An 8,471-nucleotide genomic window follows, 5' to 3' on the forward strand; every position below is an offset into this window, starting at 1 on the left:
ACGGGGTCTGGTGATTACCGGGACCCGCTGGCCGCATTAGGTGCTGGAAGGATGCATCTTGGCAGTCTCCCGCCAGAGCAAGAAGAACGCCTCAGGTACTACCTCTCAAAATTCTCCCAATAGTTCCGTGCCCGGAGCTCCTAACCGGATCTCCTTTGCCAAGCTGCGCGAACCGCTCGAGGTTCCGGGTCTGCTCGATGTGCAGACCGACTCGTTCCAGTGGCTGATCGGGGCGCCGGAGTGGCGCGAGAAGGTAGAAAAGCTGACCGGCACCGCACCCAAGGGTGGCCTCGAAGAGGTGCTCGAGGAGCTGTCGCCGATCGAGGACTTCTCCGGCTCGATGTCGCTGTCATTCTCCGACCCGCGCTTCGACGAGGTCAAAGCGCCCGTCGAGGAATGCCGCGACAAGGACATGACTTACGCGGCGCCGCTGTTCGTCACCGCGGAGTTCATCAACAACAACACCGGTGAGATCAAGAGCCAGACGGTGTTCATGGGTGACTTCCCGATGATGACCGAGAAGGGCACCTTCATCATCAACGGCACCGAGCGTGTCGTCGTCTCCCAGCTGGTGCGGTCGCCGGGCGTGTACTTCGACGCCAACATCGACAAGTCCACCGAGAAGACGCTGCACTCGGTCAAGGTGATCCCGGGCCGTGGCGCCTGGCTGGAGTTCGACGTCGACAAGCGCGACCTGGTCGGTGTGCGTATCGACCGTAAGCGCCGCCAGCCGGTCACCGTGCTGCTCAAGGCGCTGGGCTGGACCAGCGAGCAGATCCGGGAGCGGTTCGGTTTCTCCGACATCATGATGTCGACGCTGGAGAAGGACAACGCCGCCAACTCCGACGAGGCGCTGCTGGACATCTACCGCAAGCTGCGTCCGGGCGAGCCCCCCACCAAGGAGTCGGCGCAGACTCTGCTGGAGAACCTGTTCTTCAAGGAGAAGCGCTACGACCTGGCTCGGGTGGGTCGCTACAAGATCAACAAGAAGCTGGGCATGCCGGCCGCGCCGGCTGCAGTCGGATCTGCGCCTACCACGCTGACCGAAGACGACATCGTGGCCACCATCGAGTACCTGGTGCGGCTGCACCTGGGCGTTCAGGAAGGCCAGTTCGGCACGATGACGGTGCCCGGCGGCGTCGAGGTGCCGGTCGAGGTCGATGACATCGACCACTTCGGCAACCGGCGACTGCGCACGGTCGGCGAGCTGATCCAGAACCAGATCCGGGTCGGGTTGTCGCGCATGGAACGTGTCGTCCGGGAGCGGATGACCACTCAGGACGTCGAGGCCATCACGCCGCAGACCCTGATCAACATCCGCCCGGTGGTCGCCGCGATCAAGGAGTTCTTCGGCACCAGCCAGCTCTCCCAGTTCATGGACCAGAACAACCCGCTGTCGGGTCTGACCCACAAGCGCCGGCTGTCGGCGCTGGGGCCGGGCGGTCTGTCCCGTGAGCGGGCCGGGCTGGAAGTTCGTGACGTGCACCCGTCCCACTACGGCCGGATGTGTCCGATCGAGACCCCTGAAGGCCCCAACATCGGCCTGATCGGTTCGCTGTCGGTGTACGCGCGGGTCAACCCGTTCGGTTTCATCGAGACGCCCTACCGCAAGGTCAACGACGGTGTGGTCAGCGACGACATCGAGTACCTGACCGCCGACGAGGAGGACCGCCACGTCGTGGCGCAGGCCAACTCGCCGCTGGAGGACGACGGTCAGTTCACCGAGGACCGGGTTCTGGTGCGACGCAAGGGCGGCGAGGTCGAGTACGTGTCGTCGGCCGAGGTCGACTACATGGACGTCTCGCCGCGCCAGATGGTGTCGGTGGCCACGGCCATGATCCCGTTCCTGGAGCACGACGACGCCAACCGTGCCCTGATGGGCGCCAACATGCAGCGCCAGGCGGTTCCGCTGGTGCGCAGCGAGGCGCCGCTGGTGGGCACCGGGATGGAGTTGCGGGCCGCGATCGACGCCGGCGACGTGATCATCGCGGAGAAGGCCGGTGTCATCGAGGAGGTGTCCGCCGACTACGCCACGGTGATGGCCGATGACGGCACTCGGCAGACCTACCGGATGCGCAAGTTCAACCGGTCCAACCACGGCACCTGCGCCAACCAGCGTCCGATCGTCGACGCCGGCCAGCGCGTCGAGGTCGGCCAGGTCATCGCGGACGGTCCGTGCACCGACAACGGCGAGATGGCCCTGGGCAAGAACCTGCTCGTGGCGATCATGCCGTGGGAGGGGCACAACTACGAGGACGCGATCATCCTGTCCAACAGGCTGGTCGAGGAGGACACGCTGACCTCGATTCACATCGAGGAGCACGAGATCGACGCCCGCGACACCAAGCTGGGCGCCGAGGAGATCACCCGGGACATCCCGAACGTCTCCGATGAGGTGCTGGCAGACCTCGACGAGCGCGGCATCGTCCGCATCGGCGCCGAGGTCCGCGACGGCGACATCCTGGTCGGCAAGGTCACCCCGAAGGGTGAGACCGAGCTGACCCCCGAGGAGCGACTGCTGCGCGCGATCTTCGGTGAGAAGGCCCGGGAGGTCCGGGACACCTCGCTGAAGGTGCCGCACGGCGAGTCCGGCAAGGTCATCGGCATCCGGGTGTTCTCCCGCGAGGACGACGACGAGTTGCCCGCCGGGGTCAACGAGCTGGTGCGCGTCTACGTCGCGCAGAAGCGCAAGATCTCCGACGGTGACAAGCTGGCCGGCCGCCACGGCAACAAGGGCGTCATCGGCAAGATCCTGCCGGCCGAGGACATGCCGTTCCTGCCGGACGGCACCCCGGTCGACATCATCTTGAACACCCACGGTGTGCCGCGACGGATGAACATCGGTCAGATCCTGGAGACCCACTTGGGCTGGGTCGCCAAGACCGGTTGGAACATCGATGTGGCTGCCGGCGTGCCGGATTGGGCCGACAAGCTCCCCGAGGAGCTGTACTCGGCCGGCCCGGACACCCGCACCGCGACGCCGGTGTTCGACGGCGCCCGGGAGGCCGAGCTGCAGGGCCTGCTGTCCTCGACGCTGGCCAACCGGGACGGCGAGGTCATGGTCAACGGCGACGGCAAGGCGATGCTGTTCGACGGTCGCTCCGGTGAGCCGTTCCCGTACCCGGTGACTGTTGGCTACATGTACATCATGAAGCTGCACCACCTGGTGGACGACAAGATCCACGCCCGCTCCACCGGTCCGTACTCGATGATCACCCAGCAGCCGCTGGGCGGTAAGGCGCAGTTCGGTGGCCAGCGGTTCGGTGAGATGGAGTGCTGGGCCATGCAGGCCTACGGTGCGGCGTACACGCTGCAGGAGCTGCTGACCATCAAGTCCGATGACACGGTCGGCCGCGTGAAGGTCTACGAGGCGATCGTCAAGGGCGAGAACATCCCCGAGCCGGGTATTCCGGAGTCGTTCAAGGTGTTGCTCAAAGAGCTGCAGTCGCTGTGCCTCAACGTCGAGGTGCTGGCGAAGGACGGTGCGGCGATCGAATTGCGCGAAGGTGAGGACGAGGACCTGGAGCGGGCAGCCGCCAACCTGGGAATCAACTTGTCCCGCAACGAATCCGCTTCGGTGGAAGACCTCGCTTAGTTATCAGCTACTAAACCCGCAAGGGGAAAGGAAGTTACGTGCTCGACGTCAACTTCTTCGATGAGCTCCGCATCGGCCTGGCTACCGCGGAGGACATTCGGCAATGGTCCTACGGTGAGGTCAAGAAGCCGGAAACGATCAACTACCGCACGCTCAAGCCCGAGAAGGACGGCCTGTTCTGCGAGAAGATCTTCGGACCGACTCGCGACTGGGAGTGCTACTGCGGCAAGTACAAGCGCGTGCGCTTCAAGGGCATCATCTGTGAGCGCTGTGGCGTAGAGGTGACCCGCGCCAAGGTGCGTCGTGAGCGGATGGGCCACATCGAACTGGCCGCCCCGGTCACCCACATCTGGTACTTCAAGGGCGTGCCGTCCCGGTTGGGCTACCTGCTGGACTTGGCGCCGAAGGATCTCGAGAAGATCATCTACTTCGCCGCCTACGTCATCACCGCCGTCGACACCGAGATGCGCCACAACGAGCTGTCCACCCTGGAAGCCGAGATGGTCGTCGAGAAGAAGGGTGTCGAGGACCAGCGGGACGCCGACCTGGAGGCGCGCGCCCAGAAGCTGGAGGCCGACCTGGCTGAGCTGGAGGCCGAGGGAGCGAAAGCCGATGTGCGGCGCAAGGTTCGCGATGGTGGCGAGCGCGAGATGCGCCAACTGCGCGACCGCGCCCAGCGTGAGCTGGACCGCCTCGACAACATCTGGGACACCTTCGTCAAGCTGGCTCCCAAGCAGCTGATCGTCGACGAGACCGTCTACCGCGAGCTGGTCGACCGCTACGGCGAGTACTTCACCGGTGCGATGGGCGCGGAGTCGATCCAGAAGCTGATCGAGACCTTCGACATCAATGCCGAGGCCGAGTCGCTGCGCGACACCATCAAGAACGGCAAGGGGCAGAAGAAGCTTCGTGCTCTCAAGCGCCTCAAGGTGGTCGCCGCGTTCCAGATGTCGGGCAACTCGCCGATGGGCATGGTGCTCGACGCGGTGCCGGTGATCCCGCCGGAGCTGCGCCCGATGGTGCAGCTCGACGGTGGCCGGTTCGCCACGTCCGACCTCAACGACCTGTACCGCCGGGTCATCAACCGCAACAACCGCCTCAAGCGACTGATCGACCTCGGTGCGCCCGAGATCATCGTCAACAACGAGAAGCGGATGCTGCAGGAGTCCGTCGACGCGCTGTTCGACAACGGCCGCCGCGGCCGGCCGGTCACCGGACCGGGTAACCGTCCGCTGAAGTCGCTTTCGGATCTGCTCAAGGGCAAGCAGGGCCGGTTCCGCCAGAACCTGCTCGGCAAGCGTGTCGACTACTCGGGCCGTTCGGTCATCGTGGTCGGCCCGCAGCTCAAGCTGCACCAGTGCGGTCTGCCCAAGCTGATGGCACTGGAGCTGTTCAAGCCGTTCGTGATGAAGCGTCTGGTCGACCTGAACCACGCGCAGAACATCAAGAGCGCCAAGCGAATGGTGGAGCGGCAGCGTCCCCAGGTGTGGGACGTCCTCGAAGAGGTCATCGCCGAGCACCCGGTGCTGCTCAACCGTGCACCCACGCTGCACCGCCTGGGTATCCAGGCCTTCGAGCCGCAGCTGGTGGAGGGTAAGGCCATTCAGCTGCACCCGCTGGTGTGTGAGGCCTTCAACGCCGACTTCGACGGCGACCAGATGGCGGTGCACCTGCCTTTGAGCGCCGAGGCGCAGGCCGAGGCCCGCATCCTGATGCTGTCCTCCAACAACATCCTGTCGCCGGCTTCGGGTCGTCCGCTGGCCATGCCGCGACTGGACATGGTGACCGGTCTGTACTTCCTGACCACCGAGATCGAAGGTGACACAGGCGAATACACTCCTCCTGCCAAGGACCGTCCGGAGACCGGCGTGTATTCCTCGCCGGCCGAGGCGATCATGGCCGTCGACCGCGGTGCGCTGTCGGTGCGGGCCAAGATCAAGGTGCGTCTCGACCAGCTGCGGCCGCCGGCCGCGGTGGAGACCGAGTTGTTCGGCGTGAACGGCTGGCGGCCGGGCAACGCCTGGATGGCCGAGACCACCCTGGGCCGGGTGCTGTTCAACGAGCTGCTGCCGATGGGGTATCCGTTCGTCAACAAGCAGATGCACAAGAAGGTCCAGGCCGTCATCATCAACGACCTGGCCGAGCGCTACCCGATGATCGTGGTCGCCCAGACCGTCGACAAGCTCAAGGACGCCGGTTTCCACTGGGCCACCCGCTCCGGGGTGACGGTCTCGATGGCCGACGTGCTGGTGCCGCCGCGCAAGAAGGAGATCCTGGACTCCTACGAGGAGCGCGCCGACAAGGTCGAAAAGCAGTTCCAGCGTGGCGCTCTCAACCGTGACGAGCGCAACGAGGCGCTGGTGGAGATCTGGAAGGAAGCCACCGAGGAGGTGGGTCAGGCACTGCGTGACCACTACCCGCCGGACAACCCGATCATCACGATCGTCGAGTCCGGTGCGACGGGTAACTTCACCCAGACCCGGACGCTGGCCGGCATGAAGGGTCTGGTGACCAACCCCAAGGGTGAGTTCATCCCGCGGCCGATCAAGTCCTCCTTCCGTGAGGGCCTGACGGTGCTGGAGTACTTCATCAACACCCACGGCGCCCGAAAGGGTCTGGCGGACACCGCGTTGCGTACCGCCGACTCGGGTTACCTGACCCGCCGTCTGGTGGACGTGTCCCAGGACGTGATCGTGCGCGAGCACGACTGCGGCACCGAGCGCGGGATCTTGGTGGAACTGGCCGAGTTGGCCGCCGATGGATCGCTGATCCGCGACCCGTTCATCGAGACCTCGGCGTACGCCCGCACCTTGGCGGTCGACGCGGCCGACGAGAAGGGCAAGGTGGTCGTCGAGCGGGGTCACGACCTCGGCGACCCGGCGATCGAGGCACTGCTGGCCGCCGGCATCTCGACGGTGAAGGTGCGTTCGGTGCTGACCTGCACCACCGGCACCGGCGTGTGCGCGACCTGCTACGGCCGGTCGATGGCCACCGGCAAGCTGGTCGACATCGGTGAGGCCGTCGGTATCGTCGCGGCCCAGTCCATCGGTGAGCCCGGTACCCAGCTGACCATGCGCACCTTCCACCAGGGTGGTGTCGGTGAGGACATCACCGGTGGTCTGCCGCGTGTGCAGGAGCTGTTCGAGGCCCGGATCCCGCGCGGTAAGGCGCCGATCGCCGACGTCGCCGGACGGGTGCAGCTGGAAGAGGGCGACAAGTTCTACAAGATCACGATCGTGCCGGATGACGGTGGCGAGGAAGTGGTCTACGAGAAGTTGCCCAAGCGTCAGCGGCTGCGGGTGTTCAAGCACGAGGACGGCTCCGAGCGACTGCTGTCCAACGGCGACCACGTCGAGGTCGGCCAGCAGCTCATGGAGGGCTCCGCCGACCCGCACGAGGTGCTGCGTGTGCAGGGCCCCCGCGAGGTGCAGATCCACCTGGTCAAGGAGGTCCAGCAGGTCTACCGGGCCCAGGGTGTGTCGATCCACGACAAGCACATCGAGGTGATCGTCCGGCAGATGCTGCGCCGGGTGACCATCATCGACTCGGGCGCCACGGAGTTCCTGCCCGGTTCGCTGACCGAGCGGGCCGAGTTCGAAACGGAGAACCGCCGGGTGGTGGCCGAGGGCAACGAGCCCGCGGCCGGGCGTCCGGTGCTGATGGGAATCACCAAGGCGTCGCTGGCCACCGACTCGTGGCTGTCGGCGGCGTCGTTCCAGGAGACCACCCGCGTGCTGACCGATGCGGCGATCAACTGCCGCAGCGACAAGCTGCAGGGCCTCAAGGAGAACGTGATCATCGGCAAGCTGATCCCGGCCGGCACCGGGATCAACCGCTACCGCAACATCGCGGTGCAGCCGACCGAGGAGGCCCGGGCCGCTGCGTACACGATCCCGTCCTACGAGGATCAGTACTACAGCCCGGACTTCGGCGCCGCCACCGGTGCCGCGGTTCCGCTGGACGACTACGGGTACTCCGACTACCGGTAGTGAATTACGAAAAGAGCCCCCGAGAATCCTCGGGGGCTCTTTTCGTCGGCTTTCGTGGGCCCCGACAGAGCAGCACTGGCGCGGGCAACGGGCCCAGGTTGCGGGCCGCGCGTGCGCAAGGTTGCATCGTGGGTATGGGGGATGAGGTCAACCGCACCACCTACGGTCGCACCCAACGGCAGCGCTACCGGCGCAAGATCCAGCAGTGCCTGGACGTTTTCGAGACGATGCTGGCACAGTCGAGCTTCGACTGCGACCAGCCGCTGACCGGCATGGAGATCGAGGGCAACCTGATCGACGGCGACTACCGGCCCGCGATGTCGAATTCCCACGTGCTCGCCGCGATCGACGACCCGGCGTATCAACGCGAATTGGGCGCCTACAACATCGAATTCAATGTTCCGCCCCGGCCGTTGCCCGGGCGGTTGGGGCTGGAATGGGAAACCGAGGTGCGCGCCAGCCTCAATGCCGCGGAGGCCAAAGCCCACGCCGATGGTGCACGCATCGTGATGATCGGCATCCTGCCCACGCTGATGCCCGAGCACCTGACCGGTGACTGGATGAGTGACTCGGCCAGGTATGCCGCGCTCAACGATTCGATCTTCGCCGCACGCGGTGAGGACCTCGCCATCGACATCGACGGGCCGGAGCCGCTCAGTCTGCACGCAGGGACCATTGCGCCGGAATCCGCTTGCACCAGTATGCAGTTGCACCTGCAGGTGTCGCCGGCCCAATTCGCCGACCACTGGAACGCCGCCCAGGTGTTGGCCGGCCCACAGTTGGCCTTGGGCGCCAACTCCCCGTTCTTCTTCTGTCGGCGGACATGAAAAAATGCCCACAGGCGGACATGAAAATGCCCATTCGCGGCCAATAAGACCTGCCCACCG

General features: G+C 65.5%; 2 protein-coding genes and 1 pseudogene. All 3 read left to right on the forward strand.

Annotation, left to right across the window (positions count from 1 at the left end):
- Nucleotides 1-58 precede the first annotated feature (58 nt).
- On the forward strand, nucleotides 59-3,595 hold the full coding sequence (gene rpoB / locus ACZYY4_RS22600; RefSeq protein WP_463812290.1) for a DNA-directed RNA polymerase subunit beta: 3,537 nt from the start codon (nucleotides 59-61) through the stop codon (nucleotides 3,593-3,595).
- 38 nt (nucleotides 3,596-3,633) lie between these two features.
- Nucleotides 3,634-7,584 (forward strand): DNA-directed RNA polymerase subunit beta', encoded by a 3,951-nt coding sequence (locus ACZYY4_RS22605; protein ID WP_463812291.1) that lies wholly within the window; start codon nucleotides 3,634-3,636, stop codon nucleotides 7,582-7,584.
- Nucleotides 7,585-7,718: 134 nt separating this feature from the next.
- Nucleotides 7,719-8,396: pseudogene (locus ACZYY4_RS22610) on the forward strand (glutamate-cysteine ligase family protein); the annotation flags it as partial.
- Nucleotides 8,397-8,471: the final 75 nt, after the last annotated feature.

The organism is Mycobacterium sp. IDUB_21 (assembly GCF_055419425.1).